Below are 20,993 nucleotides of genomic sequence, written 5' to 3'. Positions count from 1 at the left end.
TTGAAAGCAGCCTTTTTCAATTGAATATGAAATACATTCAGAATGGCAATTCACTACAGATTAAACGGTCTTTTGGCTGGTTTGTAAAGGAGAGTGAAATTCAGTTCATCACCTCATGTTTGGTATAATACATACGAGCAGTGAGGTGAAAGGGGAACGCAATGAAAACGTTTGATCTATCACAAGAAGATATCGAATTAATAGACGAAGCAAAAAAGAAGATTATCAGTCTTTATGAAGATGACAAGCATCATGTAGGGGCAGCGATCCGCATGAAAACAGGAGAAATCATATCAGCTGTCCATATAGAAGCCTATATCGGACGGGTAACTGTTTGTGCAGAAGCCATTGCGATTGGTAGCGCTTTATCGAATGGATACAAAGATTTTGATACAATTGTTGCAGTGAGACACCCTTATTCAGATGAAGAAGATAGAAGAATTAGGGTAGTCAGCCCTTGCGGCATCTGCCGAGAGCTCATTTCAGACTTTGGGCCAACATGTTTTGTCATCCTTGATATGGATGGGGAGCTGGTCAAGGTGAAAATCGAAGAACTCATTCCGCTCAAATATACTCGAAACTGATGTACCACATAAAGATAAAATAGGAAAAGGGATGTAGCAAACGTTATATGTGATTCTTGCTACATCCAAGATGACTGAAAAAGCGGTCAACAAAAGCGGCCCCATGTATGTTCTCCATATATTTCGTGTTAAAAATATACTGTTCCATTTGTTCAAGCTTCCGCAGACTCCGCACTAGTATTTTCCGATCATGGTCAGACAGAGTAGGATCATCATCTATCTTCTCTAAGGCCTTTTTCACACGTGCAGATACATGTTCAACATATAAATGGTTTTTGGATGCTGGCGGAATACATGCCGCTAGGTCACAGCCTATAAAACGAACACCATCAAGGGTGCAGTTTTCAAAATTGGCGATCAGCTTTTGTTTGCCATTTCCCTCAAACGTTATATCTATTAGCTTACCAGCAAAGGTACAATTGACGATGTTCGCTGCCTGTAAACCACGGTCATTGAATCTACAATTAGAGAAAGTACAATCGATAAACGTAGCATTCTCCAATGTCATTCCCCTCATATCGCAGGAAGAAAATTCGCAATTGGTGAAGACGGCTTCGTTATTGCCAATGCCCACAGAGCGCAAGTCTGAATGACTAAAAGTACAACGATCAATCGTACTACCGGCAAAAAATCTCGCATTCGTCAGATCACACGTATCAAATACAAGATGATCCAAGTGACAGCTCCAAAAAATAGGAGAACGAACATTTGAGTTGATGATCGTCGTTCTGCTGATTGTTTCGTTTTCATACCTGGCAACATCAGAAAATGTTTCGTTGTCTACTGATATACCAGACTCAAGTCTTCTCATCGCTATCACCCTATCATTTCTTCAGAATTTTTCACAATCATGATGTCCATTCAGCCAGTTCATTTTCTCTTAGCGCTTTTCTTTGACTCAAGATTATATCACAAAACGATATGCGTTTAATGGACCTTTTGTGATATGAGGAATGTCAGAATTCATATTAAAGATTTTCGCATTTGATGTCTATTATGCCAAAGCTAGTGATTCGTTTAGCGTGCATATCGTGATATGTTTCAGCGGTTTCTTTTGTTTTGAATAAGTAGATTCCCTATCGGGGTCAGCTTGTATACATTCTTTGACTGAACACTAAGGTAAATCACAAAAACCTAAACAAAATCCACCGTCATAAACAATGGGTATTTGTTTAGGTTTTTTAGCGATTGAATCGTTTTCGAAGAACTAGGCATGAGACAGCAAATACTGCGAAAGCGCCCGCTGATCCAGCAGCAAACACCAGCTCAAATTGTTCTGGTTTCGGTTTGAATAACAAAGGGACTGAAAGAATGAGCACAGCACCACTAAAGCTCAATCCTAATATCAACATGGCCAATAATTTATTCATAGAAACACCTCTTACACTTAGAGTGAGAACAATGGAGACCTACTGATCTAAGTATCATTGTTATGATTCGACAACCTTTAACCGTCCTAAATGGAGTGTATCATATGATGGTAGGCGATTGGTTTCTTTTCATGAAAACACAATCATACAACAAACAATTTTAAACGAACACTGTTCTTTACGAACGGTGTTCGTTATAATATAAATGAAATGAAATTTAAAACGCTTTCCACAAAGGGATGAGGAGATACAGAAGATGACGTCATTATCTAAGAATCAAAAGCAAATCGCTATCATTGGAGGAGGACCTGGGGGACTAACACTTGCCTTAATTTTGCAAAATTACGGTATACAAACAACCATCTATGAACGGGAGATGCATGACAAGAGCCTTGAACGAGGGGGCTCACTGGATATTCACGAAGAAACAGGTCAAAAAGCCTTAAAAGAAGCAGGAGTTTATGAGAAATTTCAAAGGAATGCCCGCTATGAAGGGGAAGATTTCCGATTACTTGATAAATCAGGAAGAATTTATTTAGATGAAGAAACGGAATCAGATCAAAAAGGTACTCGCCCGGAAATTGATCGTGGTGTGTTATGTGAACTACTATTAGAACAAATTGATGCTGAAACCATCAAATATGGATATAAACTAGAAAGATGCGTTTCATTAGAAAGTGGTATGACCGAGCTTCATTTTGAAAACGGAGTTGTCGAAACAGTTGACCTTTTGATTGGGGCTGATGGTGCTTTTTCTCGTGTGCGTCCTCTGTTAACAGATATTGAGATTGAATACTCTGGGCTCACGATGCTAGAACTGAATGTCTTAAGCGTAGAGGAGAACCACCCTGATTTAGCTGAATTTAATAAACGAGGTAAGATGTTTGCTTTGGCAGACCACAAAGGACTGATTGGGCAGTTAAACGGAGATGGCCGAATCAAAGTGTACGCAAGCTTCATGGTAGAACGCAATTGGATCGAGACTTGTGGTATACCATTTCATCAAGCGAAAGAAGCAAAAGAACAATTATTAGCGTTATTTAGTGATTGGGATGATCAGCTAAAAAACTATATTCGTTATGCAGAAGATGCCATCATTCCAAGGCGGATTTATACGCTTCCTACCAGTTTTAAATGGAATCGTCATAAAGGAGTAACGCTTATCGGTGATGCAGCGCACGTCATGTCGCCATTCGCAGGCGAGGGTGTGAACATGGCGATGTGTGATGCAAGGGAGCTAGCACTTGCTATTGTCCGACATCCTCATCATATTGAAAAGGCGATTGAAGAATACGAAGACATGATGTATGAATATTCATCGGAAAAAGCGCATGAATCGGAGAATAGTTTAAAACTGTGTTTTTCAAATGACGCTGCGGTCAAGCTTGCAAATATGATGAATTCTTTTCAAAAGGATGATGATTGATGCTCAATTTACTATTTTACTTTGACATGTTATAAAGAGAGTATGAACAATTCAAATCGTCGTATGATCAGTCGCCGGTCTCGGCCGGCTAAAGAACCCTTAAGCCGTGAGCTGATTGTGAAAACGGCCTATGAGCTTCTTAAGGAGCAAGGAATAGAGGGCATGAGTATGCGTAAGGTGGCTAAATCATTGGATACGGGACCTGCATCCTTGTATGTCTACGTGAATAATGTTCAAGAACTCAGTGCTTTCGTTTTGGATTATGGTCTCGGACAAATGGTTTATCCAGATTCAGAGGATGGCACATGGAAAGAACAGTTATTCGACATATTGCATACTTATTTCCTACTGCTATTCGAAAAACCGGGTCTCGCTGAAATTTCTCTTTCCACCATTCCACAAGGAACGAACTTTCTTCAGTTGACCGAACGTATTCTCGCTGCATTGCATGAAGGTGGGATCAAATCTACATCCGCAGCATGGGGAGTAGACCTATTGCTGTTATACGTATCTTCTGTAGCTTACGAAAAGGTCTCTTGGAAGAAACAAGGCTCTTCACAGATTTCAGACACAAAAAAAGCATTTCTTCAAGCAGACAAAACGCAGTTTCCTTTCATTCATCGTGTAAAAGAAGAAATGTTTGCAGGTGATACCGTATCAATGGAACGATTCCGATGGGGAATTGACGTCATTTTGTATGGAATCCAGCAGGAAGACAATTAGAAAGGAGCATAAGCAAAAAGCAGTCAATGGCTGCTTTTTTTATGTGGTGATTTTCATATTTGTGATCTTGTGAGCATTACAATATATAAATAAATCTATATATTGTTTTTATATATAAAAAATTATATAATCTAGTGGAATAAAAAAATGAGGTGCTTAGGCATGGAACATATTAAAAAGTTATTAGAGAGTTATATTCCTTTAGCAAAATCTACTGCAAAAATGTTTGGACCAAATTGTGAAGTGGTGATTCATGATTTAACGAATCCTCAAGCATCTGTCATGTTTACAGTAAATAACCATGTGACAGGAAGAGAAATCGGCCAATCATTTGATCATCTAGTCAAGACTGTATTACAATCAGAAGATTTTAAAGAAGATTATCTGGCTGGTTATACATTTGTAACAGAAGATAAGCGTACGATTCGTTCTTCGACTTCATTAATACGTGATTCAAAGCAAAAAGTGATCGGTGCTTTCTGTATCAATTTTGATGTTGAAGCACTGAATCAAATGCAGCAATTTATGGATACTTTTCTTACTACACAGGTGGAAGCTCAAGAGAAAGAAACAACATCAAATGATGATCTTGAAAATGTGGAAGAAATAGTAGATCAATTGATTCAACAAATCATTCAAAACAGTGTTCACCCAGTCATGAAACGTCATGAAAAAATTGAACTAATCAAATTTATGGATGAAAAGGGCATTTTTTTAATGAAAGGATCTGTTGAGAAGGTCGCATCTATGTTAGGTATTTCCAAAGTAACCGTCTATAGCTATTTGGATGAAATCAAAAATAAATCGAGGTAAGGAGTGTCAAAATGGAAAGCATACTCGAGGTAGGAAATCTAAAATCAAACGGACACTATGCATTCGCAACCATTCATCAAAACACGGTCTATGTGTCAGGACAATTTGCCATCAATCCTGAAACGACAGAAAAAGAGTTCGGCCCCATTGAAAAAGAGACATTACAAGCGCTTAAGAATGTAGAGATGATTGTAGAGGCTGCTGGAAGTCAAAAAGAAAAGATTTTGCGCATGACATTATACATTTCAGATATTGAATTATGGGACAAAGTAGATGCGGTTTATACCGAATTTTTCGGTGAACATAAACCAGCACGTACGATTGTACCAACGAATGAATTACATTTTGGTTTCAAAATTGAAATGGATGCCATTGCATATATTTAGAATATTTTTTTGACCACCCTATATAAAAAATTATATTTTGTATAAAAAAATATTCAAAGGGGCAGATGAAGAATGAATCAATTAAGTTGTAACCATTGCGGGAAAAAATATGAGATGACACCAACTCTATGGAAATGTGATTGTGGTGGAGTATTAAATCTAGTGAAAGATACCCCGAAAATAGACGTCACAGCTTGGGATCACTATCCAAATTCATTATGGCGTTATGTTGAAACCATGCCATTTCCAAAAGATTCTAAGACGTGGGAAACTGTGACAATGGGCGAGGGCCAATCTCCTTTAATCGTTCTAGATCCTAATGAGCCAAACACTTATGTAAAAGTTGATTATATGATGCCGACACTATCATTTAAAGACCGTGGAGCAGCTGTGTTAATGACAAAAGCTAAGGAATTAGGGGTAACAAAAGTCATTGCTGATAGCAGCGGGAATGCAGGAACGGCAATTGCTGCGTATGCTGCGCGTTGTGGTATTGCCTGTGACATCTATCTAAGTGATCAAACATCACCTAAAAAAGTCGCTCAAATAAAAGCCCACGGAGCAACGATTAAAGAAATTCATGGTACACGAGAGGACATTGCAGCTGCGGCCCAAAAGGCAGTAGACGAAGAAAACGTTTTTTATGCAAGCCATGTCTATAACCCTTATTTTTTCGAGGGTACAAAAACATACGCCTATGAAATCTATGAGCAACTAAAAGGAGCACCGGATGCTTTAATCATTCCGGTTGGAAACGGCACTCTGCTGCTCGGTGCATATTATGGCTTTAGAGAGTTATTCGAAAATGGTCTCATTCATAAAATACCGAAAATTGTTGCTGTACAAGCGAAAAACTGCGCACCCCTTGTGAAAGCCTATCAAAATGAAGAAGAATCAGCAACGCCTGTGACAAATAAAGGGACTGTAGCAGAAGGGATCGCTATTGCTGCCCCAGCGCGTTCTAAACAAATTTTAGAAGCTGTATACAAGACGAATGGTACGTTTATTGATATTGAAGAAGGAGAAATTATACATGCACGCTCTAAACTGAGTCAGAAAGGATTTTATGTCGAAGTGACATCTGCCATCAATTTTGCTGGCTACATGAAATATCAAAAGGAATCAGAAGAAACCATTATCATACCTCTTTGTGGGGCAGGGATTAAATCAAAATAACCTTAGGACTCTGGTAGAATAGAGCGTTGCGTGCCTCGTTGTCCTATTATAGGTTCAATCAGGAGTAATATTTGCGAAATGAATTTAGATGATATGGAGGGTTTTGGCGGGGACATACCATTTGAGAACTTTACAGATGACATCATTCCTTTGCTGAATCTTTCGGATTCTGATAGTTACTTAATGCTAGATGTTTGTAGGACCGTTGCAGTTATATTACGTCAACTGATTCACAGTTGGCCTGATTAGATAAGAAGAACGCTCTCTATCTGGCAGAAGGAATGGAGTTAGCACATCAACAAAATGAGCCAATCGGATTGATATAAGATGAGGAGAAAGCTACTTTAGAAAGCGTGTTTAAACCGTAGTAGCTTTCTTTCCACTCCACCTAATTATTTTTCATTTGTTCCTCTCCCCAATAACATATCTCATCTAATACAGGCAGCAGACTCTTTATCACCAGTCATTTAAGCAACAACGAATCGAGCCTGCCTAATTGACCTCTTGCAGACAATTGATCATTTAGCACTGCCGGTTCAAGCAGATTGTTAACATCATTTCATTAAAGAAAATACTGACTCATACCATTTCTAAAGATAGGCAGTGTCTTAGTCACTAGCTCTTCTGATGAAATAAGTCTTCCATCCTTATTCCATGTGTATGCAGCTCCGTATATCCCCCAACTTAGCATAGTAGATAGGGTTGTTACCATTTGTTTATCCTCTAATTCGATGATGTTGTTAGTTCCTTTTAGCATAAGATCAGCTATTAGTTTCTGTAACTCCTCTTTAATTTTACTTTCGATAATAGTTCCTAAAGAATGATAACCTTTGGGACATAGGTCGCTTATCTCTTTATGGTGATCACACATGGCTAGAAAAATATTTGCAATGACTTTTTCATTGAATCCATCGTGATCATTGAGTCTTTTTTTCAATTTGTCTGTAAATGTATTGGTGATTGTAGAATGTAACAAATCAAATTTATCGTCAAAGTGCGCATAAAATGTAGCCCGGTTAATAGTAGCCTTTTCTGTGATATCACGTACCGTTATATGGTTGAAATCTTTTTCACTAGCTAACGAAAGAAAAGAGTCTACAATCAACTGTCTTGTACGAAGGATTCTCGGATCTTTTTTTGGCATAATCATTTTCTCCTTTTAGGGTTCATCATCTTGTCTAAAAACGACAATACATATAGAAGTGTTGCGTAAACTACATATTGGCTATTTTGGTTATTGTTTATTATTCTTTTTCATCTTATCATCAATTATACAACGCGCGTTGCTTAAATAACACATGTTATCACGAAAGATTTTTGATCAAGGAAATCATTGTGATCATTCTGAATAACAAAAGGAGATAGACGACCATGAATATCACTATTTTTGGGGCAACTGGTGCAATCGGTCAACTTTTAACACAGTTTGCATTAGAAAACGGAGATTTCGTTACGGTATATGTTAGAAACCCTGAGAAAATCAAGCAAAAGCATTCGAATTTACGCATTGTAACGGGTGAACTAACGAACACTTCAGCTATTGAAACGGCAGTTTCAGAAGCTGATGTCGTGATAAGCACCTTAGGTCCCGGCATTGATTTGTCTCGAAAACAAAAAGGTACACCGATCGCCGACGGACATAACCGAATTGTCAAAGCGATGAAGAAATTCACCAAAAAAAGGTTGATTACACTCGCGACGCCAGCCTTGCAATCTGAAGACGATAAGAAAAGCTTATCGACGATATTGCCAAGAATATTGCCTAAACTTCTCATGCCAAATGGTTATGCCGAAATGAAGAAGATAGGAGAACTGATTAAACAATCGAACCTGGATTGGACAGTCGTTCGAATCATTAATCCTAATATCAAATACAACGGGCAATCTTACGGTTATTCATTCGGCGATCAGCCAGCTAAAATGTCCGTATCTAGGGAAAATGTCGCTAAACTCATGTATGACGCTGCTAGGCAACCCCAATTAATCGGAAAAATGCCCATTGTTTATAATCATTAAATGAGCTTTTTGTATGAGGTTGTTGATTCAGCAGAAATTATAGGAATCATTTAGAGTCATACCAAAATATTGCGTGTGAATTCTTTTTATAAGTATTCAAAATCAAAATCATAAAGGGGAAATGATCATGTCAAAAGTATTATTTGTTAAAGGAACACCTCAAAGTGAGGAACAATCAAGAAGTACGCAAGTTGCTAGAGCATTTATCAATGAATATAAGGAAGTAAATCCAACAGATGAAATAATAGAAGTAGATGTCTATTATGCAAATGTGCCATTAATCGATGCTGATTTTTTAACTGGACAAAAGAAGTTAAGAAGTGGGGAAGTGCTAACAGATGTTGAAGCACAAAAAATAGAAGCAGTGAATGCATTCACAAAGCAATTTATGGAGGCAGATAAATACATCATTCAGTCTTCAATGTGGAATTTAGGAATCCAACCTTTATTAAAAGCCTATTTTGATACAATCATGAGTGCTGGAAAAACGTTTAAATATACATCAGAAGGTCCAGAAGGATTGATGAAAGGGAAAAAAGCAATCCATATTCATGGAATGGGAGGATTTTATTCGCAGGCAATTGGAATGGAACATTCCGATTCTTACGTAAGAGGTGCGCTGAAGTTTGTTGGAATTGAAGTGGAACCAACGATTTTTGTTGAAGGTATTGACTATGATCCAACTAAAGAAGAAGAAATTGTTACTTCAACAATTGAAAAAGCAAAAGCGGTAGCACGAACGTTTTAAAAAAAGCATTGGTGGGATTAGTTAAAAAGATTTTAATTAACATCATCCCAGCTCGCACGTTCAAAAGCGTAATAAAGAAGAATGGACAAGATACATTCATCAAAATCATAAAGGGGGAACATAGGATGAAAGTAGAAATTTGGTCTGATTTTGTTTGCCCGTTTTGTTATATTGGCAAACGTCAATTTGAAATAGGGTTAGAACAGTTTGAACATAAAGAAGAGGTCGAAGTCTTATTTCGACATTTTCAATTAGATCCATATGCGAAAAAAAATACAGGAATGGATATCCATCAAGTATTATCCTCTAAGCATGGTGTCCCATATGAAAAAGCAAAAGTACTGAACAATCAATTGAAACAGAAAGCAAAAGAGGTTGGGTTAGATTATCAATTTGATACAATGATTCCTACAAATTCATATGATGCACTTCGTCTTTCTTATTATGCAAAAGAGAAAGGGAAGATTCGGGAGTTTATGGAGCGTATTTTGAAAGCTCATTTCACAGATTCACTAGATATCGGTGATCACGCAACACTTGCTCAACTTACAAGTGAAATAGGTCTTGATGGCAACGAAGCTTTGGATGTTTTATCAAATGATCAATATAGCGAGAATATCGCAGCTGATAGAGCCGAGGGATCTAAAATTGGGATTCAGGGCGTGCCCTTTTACGTTGTGAATGATAAATATGTCATCTCAGGAGCACAACCTAGCGAAGTGTTTTTAGAAACATTACAACAGGTATGGAAAGAAGAGTACGCGAATCGTAAGGTTGAAGAGCATAAATTAGAGTCGTCGCTCGATGATTATTGTTCAGATGGAACATGTAAATTTTAATGGATATTCAAAAAAGATTCAGAAATCACAAAAGAATATTATAGTATATCAAGGCTCAGGTATTGTTGTTCTAATTCTTGCAGTAGTGCCAACATCACTTGACTTGTATTGAACCTAATTTATAGCTGCTTTAAATACCACTTTATTATGAATCATTTACTTCCAAAAAATCAAAGGGGTTTAGCGATATGAAAAATACAATTTTCCAAGGCACAATCGAGCATTCAGGATTTGTAGTACCCGATATCGAAGTAGCAGTTGAATTCTTCACTCATATTTTGGGTTTTGAAGTCTTGTTCCGGCCAGGACGGATGCAGTTTGAGGACGATAGTTTAAAAAGATACTTTGGGGTTCACGAACATTCAGTTGTAGAAGGGGCGGCATTTTTGCAATATGGCGGTAGAAAGATTGAACTGGTTCAATGGTCGACGCCAGATCAACAGAATGTTCACCTAAAACCCAGTGATATCGGTGTAGCTCATCTAGCTATTACAGTTACCGATATAGAAGAAGCTTTAAAATATTTTGCAGAACAGTCTGATGTTAAAGTTAGAGAGCTGAGTCCTCTTGGATTTTTCTATATCACAACTTCATGGGGAATGGAGATTCAAATAATGGAATTACCCCAAAAACCTTTATGACCTATCTAATTTGTACCAAGACAAGAACAAGGGTCCTTTAATTAGTTGAAACAATAACTGTATCTTTATTAATGGACCCTCTTTCTCCTTCTGATCAAAGGACACCAAGAAGGGTCCTTTCCATCTAGTTGACCTCTTGCAGGCAATTGATCATTGTTTTCTCCTCTTAATACCTCACTAATATCCTGCTTTCTTAAAATCCATATCATTTCTGTGCTTTTTGATGTCTCTTTTAGCTTTGGCAGCTCGAGCAAAGTGTTAACAGCAGAATGCCCAATGCCAACTACTGCAATTCTGATACCGAGTCAGATCGCGATTTAAAATATCAGGAATACCATTCGATTGTTCATTTTCTGTCATAATCCCTTCAGCATTTATTGGGTTAGGGTTTTTCCACGTACCAGTGGCATGTATAACCGCCTTTGCTCGTAAGTTTTTTCTTCTTGATTATTTAATTTCACTCGAATGATAAAAGGCACAAGATCTCTGTCTTTTGTTTTTATCAACACCTTTTTGCCAATTAGGAGGACTGGGCTATTTAAATAACTATGTGGTTTCATTTGAAGAAGAGAAGTGGGTATTTAAATCAATCATTTTCACACGAATGAATCTTTGTTTGAATTCATATAATCAATTGATTATATAAGTTTTCAGTTATATACTGCTGAAGGTTGGGCTAAAAAATATCTTGGAGATGAGTGGAAGATCTATAGCGCTGGTATTGAAGCTCATGGATTAAATCCGAATGCTGTAAAAGCAATGAAAGAAATAGGGATTGATATTTCTCATCAAACGTCTGACCTGATTGATCAGAAGATATTGCATCACGCTGACTTAGTCGTCACACTATGCGGTGACGCAGCTGATAAATGCCCGATGACTCCTCCTCATGTCCAATGTGTCCATTGGGGCTTTGATGATCCAGCAAAAGCAGAAGGAACAGAAGAAGAGAAGTGGGTATTTTTCCAAAGGGTAAGAGATGAAATTGGAGATCGATTGAAACAGTTTGCTGAGACTGGAAAATAGTGCTGCGTTTGAGTCAATTGAATATAAAATCTAATAATAAAGAGGATCAAGTCAAAGGTTCTCTTTTTTTGCATTAATTAATATCTAGTTTACATAATATATATTCTAGGAAGTTAAACAACAATTGAATTTTCTTTGTCTCATTATTAAGTATACTTATCTTATTGAGATAAAACAAAAATGAAAATCCAACGGTTGATTCGTCAGATTTTCATTCCTCTAAATGTTTTAAGATTTTTGCAGGATTCCCGCCAACAATCACATTTGACGGAACATCTTTTGTCACAACGGCTCCTGATGCAATGACAGCATGATCTCCGATTGTCACACCTGGATTGATAATGGCGCCGCCGCCAATCCATACATGATGTCCAATTGTGACTGGTTTGCCGAATTCAATACCTGTTTGACGTTCTTCTGGATTTAACGGATGTCCAGCTGTATATATATGTACATTCGGACCTAACAAACAATGATCTCCAATTGTAATCTTGCAAACATCTAATAACACAGCATCAAAATTTGCAAAAAAATGCTCGCCAACCTCGATATTGTATCCATAATCACATTGTATTCTGCCTTCAAATACCACATCATCTCCGCAAGCGCCTAAAAGCTCCTTTAAAATGGCCTTTCTCTGTGATGGCTCATTTGTTTGCTGATAGGCAAATGTCAATTGTCGTGCTTTTGCTCGATCTGCCATCAATGTGTGGTCATTTGGGTGATAGTATTCTCCCTTGATCATCTTTTCTTTTTCTGTTTTCATATTCATCTCCCTTTTATTGAAACTTCATTCATCATTTGAATGAATGCCTCGGTGAATTGTGTCGTCGTCTCATTTCCTCCTAAATCCTTCGTTTTCAAGTTCTTTTTTAAGGTCTCATCAAGAGTATGTTCGATCAGACTGGCTGTCTGTTTTAATCTTTCATCTTGATATTTCACATGTAGCCAGTTACAAAGCATTACTGTAGAAAGAATCATGCCCATTGGATTGGCGATATTTTGACCAGCTATATCAGGTGCTGAACCATGTGCCGCCTGTGCCATCGCTTGATTTTCGTTGCAATTTAACGAGGGTGCCATTCCTAAACTGCCGACTAGTTCCCCTGCAAGATCAGATAAAATGTCGCCAAACATATTTTCTGTCACAATCACATCAAAATCACCTGCACGTCTCACTAAATGAGCAGCCATCGCATCAATATGAATATCCTCTACCTCCACTTGTGGATATGCTTTCGCTACCTCTTGACATGTTCGTAAAAACAAGCCAGATCCTAATTTGATCACGTTCGCTTTATGAACAATGGTGACTTTCCCCCTCCTCTCCACTGCACGTTGAAAGGCTGCGTGGGCAATACGGGTAATTGCTTTTTTTGTAAACACACCTGTAGATATGGCGACATCTGGTGTAATCATCCACTCTCCTGTCCCCTGATACATATTCCGGTCTGGATAAAAGCCTTCTGTATTTTCTCGAAAAATGACAAGGTCGACACCACTGGCAACGCTTTTCACACCTGGCAGCGATTGCGATGGACGAATATTTGCAAATAAATCAAATGTATGACGCAGTTCTCCACTTGGATTTCTTCTTTCTTTCAATTGATCAGGATATGAAGCTGAATCATGAGGTCCTAATATCCAGCCATGGCATTTTTTCAAGGCGGCTATAGTAGAAGCTGGCACTGGATCTTGATGAGAATGAATGGCTTCAGCACCGATAGGACACTCTACAAATTCCACAAATGGTTCTTTGAACTGTGATAGCGCTGTCTTTAAAATACGCATACTAGAATCAACAATTTCCGGTCCAATCCCGTCTCCCTTTAAAATACCTATTCGATATGACATATGTATCGCCCCTTTTGTCTTTATTCTATCAAAGAATGATGAAGTTGGAATATTTTCTTCATGATGATCCTCCCTCATGTTATTTACGAATCAAGAAGTCTCCTTTATAATCGAGTAGATTTGTTCTGTATGACTACATAGATATGAGGGATTAGATGAAATTAAAGTGGTATAAAGCGATTATTGTTATTTTTACGATGTCTGGGATATCCATCTCCACTTGGTTTTCAAGAACACCAGAAGTGAGAGATTTATTACAAGCAGATACAGGCACAATGGGACTCATTTTACTCGGCTTATCTGTAGGTTCCATTGTCGGGCTGATTCTTTCCAATGTATTCGTTCGCAAAAAAGGCGGCCGAGTGGCGATTGTGGTCAGCGCTTTTTTGATGTTTATTGGATTCTCAACCCTTGCAATCGGCGCCGCCCTCTCTTCTACGCTGATTGTCACTGCTGGTCTTTTTCTTTTTGGTTCAGGCTCAGGCATGTGCAATGTAGCCATGAACTTAGAAGGAACGGAGATTGAGTATCAGATCAAGAGAACGATCCTGCCGATTTTGCATGCTTCTTTCAGTATTGGAACGTTAATTGGTGCAGGTGCCGGAATTCTCTTTATTTATTTAGGTGTGTCTGTCCTCATTCACCTTCTCACCATTGCACTCCTTTTCTTTCTCAGCATCCTGATTTGTACACGGTTTATTCCGCACGGGACAGGAAAAGATCCGGATAAGACGCAGACAGAATCAGTTGAGGCTTCTCAAACATCATGGCTGAACAAACGGACGATCTCATTAGCGATGATTGCCTTATGTCTCGCATTTGTAGAAGGTTCTGCAAATGATTGGATTCCACTAGCAATGGTTGATGGCTATCAGGTTTCTCATTCAATGAGTACGGTCATCTATGCATTATTTTTGTGCGGGATGATTAGTGGCAGATTACTGAGCGGACGTTTCATTGATCGCTTTGGCAGGGTGCTGTTGCTAAGAGTCGCGATTTTATCTGCTGCCGCCGGACTATTCTTGGTGATTTTAAAGATTTCACTCGTCGTGTGTATGATATCTATCTTTTTATGGGGACTTGGCGCGTCCTTAGGCTTCCCGCTGACCATTTCAGCAGCTGGTGATGATAGCCGCTATGCTGTCAAACGTGTCAGTATCGTCACTTTATCTGGGTATACAGCCTCTCTATCAGGGCCCCCTGTTTTAGGACTGCTCGCCAATCAAGTCGGTCTGCTTCATGCGTTTATTTTTGTTCTGTTTGCCATTTGTATTGCAGGAATCTTTACAAAAGCTGTTGCAAAACCGACATCAATACATTCTTTTTGAAAAGTGCCAGATCTTTGATCTCGGTACTTTTTTAAATTTAATAAATAAAATTGAAACCTTTCATGAAGTGAAACAGTCCTATAGATGTCTTGATGTTTATCGCTTTTTTAAAGAGGGAAAGTAAAAAAATAAGACTTTTCAAATAACTGAAAACGTGGTAAGATCATGAAAATAAACAGGAAGGGGTGAGAAAAATGAAAAAAAATATGCTTTTAAAATTAGCAGTCTTATTCATAGCACTTGCAAGTTTTCATTTGTTCTCAATGCCTCATTCCGTTCAGGTATACCATCATGCAAAGGTGGTTGCTGATCAAGAATCACATGAAATGAAAATCGTTCAGACAGCAGGCGATGAAAAGAAACAAAAACATGTGAACGCAGTATTTGCGGCATTTACAGCACTGCTAGTCATTGGCAGTATGGCAGCTGGATTTGCACGCATCACTTATACTGATCGATTTGACCGGAAAAAGAAGCATTTACTTGCAGTGTTCTACCAGTCTTCGAATTTCCGAGTAGCTCGTGTTAACCCAACCATTTAAATCAAACAAAAATTGGGAGGTTTTACACGATGTTATTTTTCTTAAGAGTATTCATTCTAGGTCTATTCTCTGTCACTTCACTTTCTCTTTTCGTTTACCAAGGAATTGAAGTAGTGCATGCCATCACAAGCATGTTTGGCAATCACGAGAGTTAAATTGACCTCAATATAAAAAACCCCCTGCGTAAGGCAGGGGGTTTTCGTTTTGCTTATTTATTGTCATCTTGGTCAGATGCAGCAGGTGATAAAAGAACTTGAGTTACTTCTCCCTGCTCTTCCTCATCTAAAATAAACGATCCATTGCTATAACGATCATTTGCCCTTAGTGTGGAAATATCGAGCGGGATCGTGGCACCCTTTTCCGTATCAATCTCAAGTGTATCGTGCAGTGAAGCAGCAATCACAGCAACAATTCTGTGAGGGTTTTTCTTTAATTCTCTTAGCATGATCACTCCACGTTTTGCTCTTGATGTCTTATCAAATTCAGAGAGGTTCATCCGCTTCACAGCACCTCTTTGTGTCGTAAGAACAAGCACATTGTTCTTCGGATCAATGATTTGTCCAGAGACCACCTCGTCTCCGTCCTTCAAATTGATGCCTTTCACACCAGCCGCTCTCGGACCGACCACACTCACTTCTTCTTCATCAAACCATAATCCATAGCCATTTTTCGTTGCAATAAACAATTCTTGCTGACCTGTTGTGACATGAACATCTACAAGTTCATCATCACCTTTTAAATTCAAGGCGACAAGCGGTTTTGAATAACGCTGCGCTTTATATTGGAGAAGCTCTGTTTTCTTCACCATACCGCCTTTTGTAAAGAACAGGAGATACGATGATTCATCGAATTCTTTAATTGGGATCGCTTTTTGAATGGTTTCATCGCGATCAATCGAAATAATATTCGTAATGTGCTGCCCCATGTCTTTCCAGCGTATATCTGGCAACTGATGAACTGGACAGTAAATGTAGCTCCCTCTATTCGTAAATAGCAGAAGAACATCTGTTGTATTCATTTCAAACTGGTGAATCAGTCGGTCTGTATCCTTCATACCGAAGTCCTTACCGTTTGATGCAGCATAGGAGCGCTGGCTCGTCCGTTTGATGTATCCATCCTTTGTGACTGTGACGTACACGTCCTCTGATGCGATCATCACTTCAAGGTTAATCTTAATTTCTTCAATTTTTTCCTCAATGACGGATCGTCTTTCATCAGCATACGTCTTTTTCAACTTCTTCAAGTTGTTCGTAATGACTTTAAACAGCTTCTTCTCATTCGCTAAAATGTCTTCAAGCTCTGCAATTCGCACGTCAAGCTCTCTTGCTTCGTCTCTTAGTTGAGTGATATCTGTATTTGTTAAACGATATAACTGGAGAGAAACAATCGCTTCTGATTGTGCTTCTGTAAAATCATATTTTTCCATCAAATTGTTTTTCGCATCACGCTTATCATTAGACGAACGAATCGTCGCAATGACTTCATCTAAAATGGAAAGAGCTTTAATTAATCCATCTACAATATGATGACGTTCTTTTGCTTTTCGAAGCTCGTATGCTGAGCGGTTCGTCACCACTTCTTTTTGATGAGCAATGTAAGCGTCTAGTACAGTTGTAAGCGTCATTAAAGTCGGTCTTCTGTTATGTATCGCGACCATATTAAAGTTATATGGGATTTGCAGATCAGAATTTTTATATAAGAAATTCAAGACACCATTCGCATCCGCTTCTTTTTTCAGCTCTACAACAATCCGAAGGCCGGTACGGTCCGTCTCATCCCGAACTTCAGAAATCCCTTCTACTTTTCTTTCAATGCGGAACTCGTCCATCTTTTTGACAAGATTGGCCTTATTCACTTCATAAGGAATTTCTGTGATCACGATTTGCTGGCGTCCACCGCGGATGGTTTCAATCTCCGCTTTTCCGCGAATCATAATCTTTCCTTTTCCTGTTTCATATGCCTTCTTAATACCATCCACACCTTGAATGATCCCGCCTGTTGGGAAATCTGGCCCTTTGATGACTGTCATTAAATCTTCAACCGTACAATGCGGCTGTTCAATTCGCTTAATCACGCCATCAATCACTTCTCCTAGGTGGTGCGGCGGAATATCAGTCGCATAACCGGCTGAAATCCCTGTTGACCCGTTCACAAGAAGGTTGGGAAACATCGCTGGTAAGACAACAGGCTCTTTGCTTGTATCATCAAAGTTCGCGACAAATTCGACTGTCTCCTTGTCGAGGTCTTTTAAAAGCTCTGATGCAATTGCAGAAAGCCTTGCTTCCGTATAACGCATGGCAGCAGGAGGATCTCCGTCGATACTCCCGTTATTTCCATGCATCTCAATCAGCACATTTCGCACTTTCCAATCCTGGCTCATTCTCACCATTGCTTCATAAACAGAAGAATCACCATGCGGATGATAGTTACCAATTACGTTACCGACTGTTTTGGCAGCTTTACGGAAGTTTTTATCTTGTGTATTTCCTTCCGCATACATTGCATATAAAATTCTTCGTTGTACAGGCTTTAATCCATCACGTGCATCTGGAAGTGCACGATCTTGGATAATATATTTACTATAGCGACCAAAACGGTCCCCAATCACTTCTTCTAACGGTAAATCATGAAATCGTTCTTGTTGTGCCATGTTTAAACCTCCTCAGCTAGCGACAAGTTTTCATTTTCAAGAATGTTGCTTTCCTCATCAAGTCCAAAGGCGACATTCTTTTCAATCCATTTACGGCGTGGTTCTACTTTGTCACCCATCAGTGTCGTGACGCGGCGCTCCACCCGTGCAGCATCATCGATCTTCACCCTGACAAGCGTTCTCGACTCTGGATTCATTGTCGTTTCCCATAGCTGGTCGGCATTCATTTCACCTAAACCTTTATAGCGTTGAATCGTATATCCTTTTCCAACTTTCTTTAACACGTCATCCATTTCTTCATCAGACCAAGCATATTCAATGACTTCTTTCTTCCCTGAGCCTTTGCTAACTTTATATAAAGGCGGAAGGGCAATGAATACTTTGCCATGCTCAATCAGCGGCTTCATATAGCGGTAGAAGAATGTAAGCAATAGAACCTGAATATGCGCGCCATCTGTATCAGCATCTGTCATGATGACAATTTTGTCATAATTGATGTCTTCTACATTAAAATCGACACCAACCCCGCCGCCAATGGCATGGATAATGGTGTTGATTTCTTCGTTTTTGAAAATATCCGCAAGCTTTGCTTTCTCTGTATTAATGACCTTTCCTCGAAGCGGTAGCACCGCTTGGAATTTTCGATCACGTCCTTGCTTGGCTGATCCACCAGCAGAGTCGCCCTCTACTAGATACAGTTCATTTCTTGCCGGGTTTCTAGATTGAGCAGGTGTTAATTTTCCGCTGAGTGTTGCTTCAGATTTTTTCCGTTTCTTGCCGCTCCTTGCTTCTTCTCTTGCTTTTCTAGCCGCTTCTCTTGCCTGCTGCGCTTTAATCGCTTTTTTCACAAGCAGTGTCGCCGTTTCGCGGTTTTCTTCAAGAAAATAAGCCAATTTTTCAGAAATCACGGCATCAACAGCTGACCTTGCCTCACTCGTTCCAAGCTTTCCTTTTGTTTGTCCTTCAAATTGAAGAAGTTCTTCAGGAATTCTGACAGAAATAACAGCTGACAGGCCTTCACGAATATCTGTACCTTCTAAATTTTTGTCTTTTTCTTTTAAAAGGGTCACTTTGCGTGCATATTCATTAAAGGCTCTCGTCATGGCCGTTTTTGCACCAGACTCATGCGTACCGCCATCTTTGGTTCTTACGTTATTGACGAACGACAAAATATTTTCTGAATATCCGTCGTTAAATTGAAAGGCAAAATCGACTTCAATGGACTGATGTTCGCCTTCAAACGAAACGACTTCACTAAGTACATCCTTTTCCTCGTTTAAATAAGCAACGAACGCTTCAATACCTGTCTCATAATAAAAGGTTTCCTGCACATCATGGCGCTCATCAATCAGCTCTATTTTTAGCCCTTTTAATAAAAAGGCTGATTCTCTTAAACGCTCTGATAATGTATCAAAATTATAGGTGGTGACACTGAACATCGTTGGATCTGGCTTAAAATGAATCAGTGTACCGGTCTTTTTCGTTTTCCCGATTTTTTCAAGTGATGTGACTGGCTTTCCGCCATGTTCAAAGCGCTGGTGATAAATAAATCCATCGCGTTCTATCGTCACGGTGAGCCACTCTGAAAGTGCGTTCACAACGGACGCCCCAACCCCGTGAAGTCCACCACTTGTTTTATAACCACCTTGACCAAATTTTCCGCCTGCGTGCAGGACCGTTAAAATGATTTCTGGTGTCGGTTTTCCAAGCTTATGCATACCAGTAGGCATTCCGCGCCCTTTATCTTGGACGGAAATGCTGTTATCTTTATGTATTTTGACAATGATATGATCTCCATGGCCAGCGAGCACTTCATCGACAGAGTTGTCTACAATCTCATAGACAAGGTGATGAAGACCGCGTGAATCCGTCGATCCAATATACATCCCTGGGCGTTTACGGACCGCTTCAAGCCCCTCTAGCACCTGAATAGAATCATCGTTATAATCTACTTGCTGCTTTTTAACCAAATGCTTAATCCCCTTTCACTAACAAACATAACCGGCTAATCATCAATGATCTCTCTAGATTTTAATGATGATCATGCTGCTCATTACTGTCCACTTTAATAAGCTGCATCATCACCATGCATGTGTGATTCAGCGATACATGCTCTTTTGCACGGTTATGAGAATGTTCTACATTCTGCAATCAGAACTAGAAGTCCATTATAAACAAGACTGTTTCATAAGCCAAATGCAATCATATGATGGTTTTAGCAAAACAGAACAAATGTTCTATATTTATCTTATCGCTCTTTTTCTCGATATGCAAGGTCACCGATAGGTCCCTGTCGCCTTATTTTATCGCTTTCTTCTAGAATCGCAAATATATTTCTGCAACAAAAAAGCAAAAATCCTTGAAAAACCAAGGATTTTTGACGATTTAATGAGTTTTTGTCATCGCATGAGCCACTTTGATACATAAGTCCATGATGGCGACCTTGCCATTTTCCTCAATCAGCCTTTTTGCCTCTTCATGATATACGCCTTGCTGCGCCCAAAAAACAGGTGCGTCTATTTCAAGAAATTCTTTCGCCACCTCAGGCAAAAACTCAGAACGTCTAAAGACATTGACGATATCAACAGGCTCTTTTATGTCTTTTAAAGAGGCGACCGCTTTTACCCCAAGTGCTTCATCAATCGTTGGATTGACAGGAATGATGTCATAACCGGCATCCTGCATGGCTTTTGAAACCATATAGGACGTTCGGTGCGGCTGATCTGACAAACCTACAACTGCAATTCGCTTACTGCTTTTTAATATACGCCCAATTTCTTGTTTTGAAGGATGATTCATCCAGACACTCCTTTTCTTCTATTTTAGCGAATTTCTTGTTAAAAACAAAGCTGAATTCATCGGCCATCGTTT

The 20,993-nt window shown here is 39.1% G+C and carries 23 protein-coding genes; 14 read left to right on the top strand and 9 right to left on the bottom strand.

Going from position 1 to position 20,993, the window contains the following annotated elements:
- The first annotated feature begins 161 nt into the window (after nt 1-161).
- Complete coding sequence (locus tag NST73_RS09345) at nt 162-584, top strand: cytidine deaminase (RefSeq protein ID WP_024719066.1); 423 nt, start codon at nt 162-164, stop codon at nt 582-584.
- 43 nt (nt 585-627) lie between these two features.
- Here NST73_RS09345 and NST73_RS09340 read toward each other — a convergent pair whose 3' ends face one another.
- From NST73_RS09340 to NST73_RS09330, 3 genes are all read right to left on the bottom strand, one after another.
- Nucleotides 628-1,395, bottom strand: a complete 768-nt coding sequence (locus NST73_RS09340; RefSeq protein ID WP_326241990.1) for a pentapeptide repeat-containing protein — start codon at nt 1,393-1,395, stop codon at nt 628-630.
- Nucleotides 1,396-1,552: 157 nt separating this feature from the next.
- Nucleotides 1,553-1,657: a YdhR family protein gene (locus tag NST73_RS09335; protein WP_256689349.1), complete on the bottom strand. Its 105-nt coding sequence runs from the start codon at nt 1,655-1,657 to the stop codon at nt 1,553-1,555.
- Nucleotides 1,658-1,765: 108 nt separating this feature from the next.
- Nucleotides 1,766-1,954, bottom strand: a complete 189-nt coding sequence (locus tag NST73_RS09330) for a hypothetical protein (protein ID WP_326241988.1) — start codon at nt 1,952-1,954, stop codon at nt 1,766-1,768.
- A gap of 256 nt (nt 1,955-2,210) precedes the next feature.
- On the opposite strand from NST73_RS09330, the gene NST73_RS09325 reads away from it, so the two are divergent.
- From NST73_RS09325 to NST73_RS09305, 5 genes are all read left to right on the top strand, one after another.
- Nucleotides 2,211-3,380 (top strand): NAD(P)/FAD-dependent oxidoreductase, encoded by a 1,170-nt coding sequence (locus NST73_RS09325; RefSeq protein WP_326241986.1) that lies wholly within the window; start codon nt 2,211-2,213, stop codon nt 3,378-3,380.
- 63 nt (nt 3,381-3,443) lie between these two features.
- Nucleotides 3,444-4,103 carry a TetR/AcrR family transcriptional regulator gene (locus NST73_RS09320; protein WP_342499554.1) on the top strand — a complete coding sequence of 220 codons (660 nt, stop codon included), beginning with the start codon at nt 3,444-3,446 and terminating at the stop codon, nt 4,101-4,103.
- A 162-nt stretch (nt 4,104-4,265) separates the two neighbouring features.
- Entirely contained in the window at nt 4,266-4,916 is a 651-nt protein-coding gene (locus tag NST73_RS09315; protein ID WP_046343659.1) for a PAS domain-containing protein, read from the top strand.
- Nucleotides 4,917-4,927: 11 nt separating this feature from the next.
- Complete coding sequence (locus NST73_RS09310; RefSeq protein ID WP_017367342.1) at nt 4,928-5,302, top strand: RidA family protein; 375 nt, start codon at nt 4,928-4,930, stop codon at nt 5,300-5,302.
- A gap of 72 nt (nt 5,303-5,374) precedes the next feature.
- On the top strand, nt 5,375-6,478 hold the full coding sequence (locus NST73_RS09305) for a threonine synthase (protein WP_144680412.1): 1,104 nt from the start codon (nt 5,375-5,377) through the stop codon (nt 6,476-6,478).
- A gap of 562 nt (nt 6,479-7,040) precedes the next feature.
- On the opposite strand, the gene NST73_RS09300 is transcribed toward NST73_RS09305, so the two are convergent.
- Entirely contained in the window at nt 7,041-7,622 is a 582-nt protein-coding gene (locus tag NST73_RS09300; protein WP_135009132.1) for a TetR/AcrR family transcriptional regulator, read from the bottom strand.
- Between the two features lie 227 nt (nt 7,623-7,849).
- Here NST73_RS09300 and NST73_RS09295 point away from each other — a divergent pair, with 227 nt between their 5' ends.
- The 5 genes from NST73_RS09295 to arsC all read left to right on the top strand — a co-directional run bounded on the left by NST73_RS09295 (nt 7,850) and on the right by arsC (nt 11,748).
- Nucleotides 7,850-8,494: an NAD(P)H-binding protein gene (locus NST73_RS09295; RefSeq protein WP_113747409.1), complete on the top strand. Its 645-nt coding sequence runs from the start codon at nt 7,850-7,852 to the stop codon at nt 8,492-8,494.
- Between the two features lie 127 nt (nt 8,495-8,621).
- Nucleotides 8,622-9,242 (top strand): NAD(P)H-dependent oxidoreductase, encoded by a 621-nt coding sequence (locus NST73_RS09290; RefSeq protein ID WP_041507208.1) that lies wholly within the window; start codon nt 8,622-8,624, stop codon nt 9,240-9,242.
- A gap of 125 nt (nt 9,243-9,367) precedes the next feature.
- Nucleotides 9,368-10,081 carry a DsbA family oxidoreductase gene (locus tag NST73_RS09285; RefSeq protein WP_342499533.1) on the top strand — a complete coding sequence of 238 codons (714 nt, stop codon included), beginning with the start codon at nt 9,368-9,370 and terminating at the stop codon, nt 10,079-10,081.
- A gap of 188 nt (nt 10,082-10,269) precedes the next feature.
- A complete protein-coding gene (locus tag NST73_RS09280; RefSeq protein ID WP_135008836.1) occupies nt 10,270-10,722 on the top strand; it encodes a VOC family protein in 453 nt (150 codons plus the stop codon).
- A gap of 633 nt (nt 10,723-11,355) precedes the next feature.
- On the top strand, nt 11,356-11,748 hold the full coding sequence (arsC, locus tag NST73_RS09275) for an arsenate reductase (thioredoxin) (RefSeq protein WP_144678728.1): 393 nt from the start codon (nt 11,356-11,358) through the stop codon (nt 11,746-11,748).
- Between the two features lie 211 nt (nt 11,749-11,959).
- Here arsC and NST73_RS09270 read toward each other — a convergent pair whose 3' ends face one another.
- On the bottom strand, nt 11,960-12,514 hold the full coding sequence (locus tag NST73_RS09270; protein WP_326241979.1) for a sugar O-acetyltransferase: 555 nt from the start codon (nt 12,512-12,514) through the stop codon (nt 11,960-11,962).
- Between the two features lie 2 nt (nt 12,515-12,516).
- A complete protein-coding gene (locus tag NST73_RS09265; protein WP_326378386.1) occupies nt 12,517-13,680 on the bottom strand; it encodes an isocitrate/isopropylmalate dehydrogenase family protein in 1,164 nt (387 codons plus the stop codon).
- Nucleotides 13,681-13,757: 77 nt separating this feature from the next.
- Here NST73_RS09265 and NST73_RS09260 point away from each other — a divergent pair, with 77 nt between their 5' ends.
- The 3 genes from NST73_RS09260 (at nt 13,758) to NST73_RS09250 (ending at nt 15,627) form a co-directional block, all read left to right on the top strand.
- A complete protein-coding gene (locus tag NST73_RS09260; protein WP_025207405.1) occupies nt 13,758-14,930 on the top strand; it encodes an MFS transporter in 1,173 nt (390 codons plus the stop codon).
- A 194-nt stretch (nt 14,931-15,124) separates the two neighbouring features.
- Nucleotides 15,125-15,472, top strand: coding sequence for a hypothetical protein (locus NST73_RS09255; RefSeq protein WP_008343786.1), 348 nt, complete (start codon nt 15,125-15,127; stop codon nt 15,470-15,472).
- A 29-nt stretch (nt 15,473-15,501) separates the two neighbouring features.
- Nucleotides 15,502-15,627, top strand: coding sequence for a hypothetical protein (locus NST73_RS09250; RefSeq protein WP_008343787.1), 126 nt, complete (start codon nt 15,502-15,504; stop codon nt 15,625-15,627).
- A gap of 53 nt (nt 15,628-15,680) precedes the next feature.
- On the opposite strand, the gene parC is transcribed toward NST73_RS09250, so the two are convergent.
- The 3 genes from parC to NST73_RS09235 form a co-directional block, all read right to left on the bottom strand.
- The gene (gene parC / locus NST73_RS09245) at nt 15,681-18,122 is read right to left on the bottom strand and encodes a DNA topoisomerase IV subunit A (RefSeq protein ID WP_217967110.1); all 2,442 of its coding nucleotides are present in this window, start codon (nt 18,120-18,122) and stop codon (nt 15,681-15,683) included.
- A 2-nt stretch (nt 18,123-18,124) separates the two neighbouring features.
- On the bottom strand, nt 18,125-20,092 hold the full coding sequence (gene parE / locus NST73_RS09240) for a DNA topoisomerase IV subunit B (RefSeq protein ID WP_007499323.1): 1,968 nt from the start codon (nt 20,090-20,092) through the stop codon (nt 18,125-18,127).
- A gap of 415 nt (nt 20,093-20,507) precedes the next feature.
- On the bottom strand, nt 20,508-20,921 hold the full coding sequence (locus tag NST73_RS09235; protein ID WP_007499324.1) for a CoA-binding protein: 414 nt from the start codon (nt 20,919-20,921) through the stop codon (nt 20,508-20,510).
- Nucleotides 20,922-20,993 lie beyond the last annotated feature (72 nt).

Source organism: Bacillus sp. FSL W7-1034, from assembly GCF_038593365.1.
GTDB lineage: Bacteria > Bacillota > Bacilli > Bacillales > Bacillaceae > Bacillus > Bacillus altitudinis.
Note: the sequence above shows the minus strand (reverse complement) of the source record. Positions and strands in the feature narration are given on the sequence as shown.

Coding starts and splice junctions, on each gene's coding strand:
- NST73_RS09320 (WP_342499554.1), top strand. CDS start 3,444: ATGATCAGTCGCCGGTCTCGGCCGGCTAAAGAACCCTTAAGCCGTGAG.
- NST73_RS09305 (WP_144680412.1), top strand. CDS start 5,375: ATGAATCAATTAAGTTGTAACCATTGCGGGAAAAAATATGAGATGACA.
- NST73_RS09270 (WP_326241979.1), bottom strand. CDS start 12,514: ATGAAAACAGAAAAAGAAAAGATGATCAAGGGAGAATACTATCACCCA.
- NST73_RS09235 (WP_007499324.1), bottom strand. CDS start 20,921: ATGAATCATCCTTCAAAACAAGAAATTGGGCGTATATTAAAAAGCAGT.
- NST73_RS09260 (WP_025207405.1), top strand. CDS start 13,758: ATGAAATTAAAGTGGTATAAAGCGATTATTGTTATTTTTACGATGTCT.
- NST73_RS09315 (WP_046343659.1), top strand. CDS start 4,266: ATGGAACATATTAAAAAGTTATTAGAGAGTTATATTCCTTTAGCAAAA.
- NST73_RS09250 (WP_008343787.1), top strand. CDS start 15,502: ATGTTATTTTTCTTAAGAGTATTCATTCTAGGTCTATTCTCTGTCACT.
- NST73_RS09290 (WP_041507208.1), top strand. CDS start 8,622: ATGTCAAAAGTATTATTTGTTAAAGGAACACCTCAAAGTGAGGAACAA.
- NST73_RS09285 (WP_342499533.1), top strand. CDS start 9,368: ATGAAAGTAGAAATTTGGTCTGATTTTGTTTGCCCGTTTTGTTATATT.
- NST73_RS09330 (WP_326241988.1), bottom strand. CDS start 1,954: ATGAATAAATTATTGGCCATGTTGATATTAGGATTGAGCTTTAGTGGT.
- NST73_RS09265 (WP_326378386.1), bottom strand. CDS start 13,680: ATGAGGGAGGATCATCATGAAGAAAATATTCCAACTTCATCATTCTTT.
- NST73_RS09255 (WP_008343786.1), top strand. CDS start 15,125: ATGAAAAAAAATATGCTTTTAAAATTAGCAGTCTTATTCATAGCACTT.
- NST73_RS09325 (WP_326241986.1), top strand. CDS start 2,211: ATGACGTCATTATCTAAGAATCAAAAGCAAATCGCTATCATTGGAGGA.
- NST73_RS09310 (WP_017367342.1), top strand. CDS start 4,928: ATGGAAAGCATACTCGAGGTAGGAAATCTAAAATCAAACGGACACTAT.
- NST73_RS09295 (WP_113747409.1), top strand. CDS start 7,850: ATGAATATCACTATTTTTGGGGCAACTGGTGCAATCGGTCAACTTTTA.
- NST73_RS09280 (WP_135008836.1), top strand. CDS start 10,270: ATGAAAAATACAATTTTCCAAGGCACAATCGAGCATTCAGGATTTGTA.
- NST73_RS09300 (WP_135009132.1), bottom strand. CDS start 7,622: ATGCCAAAAAAAGATCCGAGAATCCTTCGTACAAGACAGTTGATTGTA.
- NST73_RS09345 (WP_024719066.1), top strand. CDS start 162: ATGAAAACGTTTGATCTATCACAAGAAGATATCGAATTAATAGACGAA.
- parC (WP_217967110.1), bottom strand. CDS start 18,122: ATGGCACAACAAGAACGATTTCATGATTTACCGTTAGAAGAAGTGATT.
- NST73_RS09340 (WP_326241990.1), bottom strand. CDS start 1,395: ATGAGAAGACTTGAGTCTGGTATATCAGTAGACAACGAAACATTTTCT.